The following is a 1,751-nucleotide window of genomic DNA, read 5'->3' on the forward strand; positions in this document are numbered from 1 at the left end:
ACGGGAACTACGCAGATACAGACGCTAAAAACCTCATCATCGAGGCAATAAACGGCACCATACAGAGCCTGAAACTCAACGTCGAGGTCAAGCCCTGACACAACCCTTTTATTGTTCTACCCGTAAATACCGCAGGCTACCGGGGATGGAGGATATGAAAAGGAGAGCGGTTGAAAGGCTCCGGGATGTTGAGGAGAGGATCTTTGAACCCGGGTGGGCCCTCCTGCTCATCACTTCAGTTGCCTTCGCCATAAGGCTCCTCCCGATGCGCTTTAAGTATCTCCTGGGGTACGACCCATACTTCCACCTGGCCTATATCCGCTATGCGCTGGAGAAGGGGGAGTGGGTGAACTTCTTTCCCTATGCAATCGGTCCCTGGGGGTTTCAAATAAAGCTCTTCCACCCCCTCGGCCTCTGGATGACTCCGGCTTACATCTACAAGTTTCTCTCGCCCTTCGGTGTCTCCCTCTACAACTCCTTCAGAATCACGCCGGTGATCTTCGGCGTTCTCACAGTCCTCCTCCTGTACTTTACCATTCTAAGGCTCTACGGAAAGATCGAAGCGTTTCTGTCGGCGTTCTTCCTCTCGGTCAGCTTCGGCCACGTCTTCCGCTCCATGGCGGGCTACTACCGTGGGGACAACTACATGCTCTTCTGGTACGCTCTCTCGCTCCTTGGAATAGGCCTGGCACTCTCTCTGAAGGACCCCAGAAAGGAACGTTTGAGGCTCGCCTTTTACATCCTTCCGGGACTTTCCGCCGGCTTTGCCTCGGCCTTCTGGCAGGCCTACTACCCGATATTTGGAATTCTCCTGGCAAACGCCCTCCTGCTCTCGGTTGGAGCATTCCTCCTGAGAAGGGATAGGTACATTCTGGACGGGCTTTTACTGGCGGTTTCCCTCATCCTCAGTGTGTTCACCGCCAACTGGATTGGGGGAAGACTTGGATACGGTATGCTGGGGGAGAATAGGTGGCTGGGCAAAAAGCTCGCAGAGGTAATGGGCTTTCATTTCAGCGTCATAAAGGATGCCTTCCTCTTCATCTTCCTCAAATACGCCCTATTGCCTTCCATCATTGCCCTGCTTCTCCTTCTCCTCCTCTCCCGCTTCATTGACGACAGGAGAATACGAATAGGGGTCATCGGAGCGGTGCTTCTGACTTTTGCACTCCTCTTTGTTAAATACTATGGGACTTTCGAAGGCTTTTTGTCTGGGATTTTTGTACAGGCTCCAATTACCGAGACTCAAAGAACGGGCTTAAAGGACTGGTGGGAGGCTTATGGAGTCTCCGGTTTCTTAATCCCCCTCTTCTTCCTCCGCTTTAGAAAGCCCAGGGTAGCTGATTTTCTGCTTCTCGGGACGCTTACAGTTCTCCTCCCGATGGCGTTGATCTGGACGCGCTTCCTCTTCATAGGTTCCTTTGCCGTCGCCTTTATGGCGGGTCTAGGACTCGTCGAGTGCTACAGACTTCTCTCCCGTATAACAACGTCTTTCAAGCGGATTCCAGAAAGATACATCTCGCTCGCCCTGATACTCATTTTCATGTCCCTCCCCCTTGCCTCGGCCTATCAGGGAACGGTTCGCACGCTCTCGGTCAAGCCATTCATGAACGAACACTGGGAGAGGGCTTTAACGTACCTCGGGAGTCATTCAAGCATAAACGACGTCGTCCTGACCTGGTGGGATCAGGGCCACTGGGTTACCTACTATGCCATGAGGGCACCCGTGGCGCAGGGAGGGCCGAGCAGATGGG

General features: G+C 53.5%; 1 protein-coding gene. It reads left to right on the plus strand.

Annotated elements, in window-relative coordinates:
• Window positions 1-145 precede the first annotated feature (145 nt).
• A partial coding sequence (locus tag MVD07_RS07050; protein WP_297500084.1) for a glycosyltransferase family 39 protein occupies window positions 146-1,751 on the plus strand: 1,606 nt, incomplete at its 3' end.

Source organism: Thermococcus sp., assembly GCF_027008145.1.
Taxonomy (GTDB): Archaea; Methanobacteriota_B; Thermococci; order Thermococcales; family Thermococcaceae; genus Thermococcus.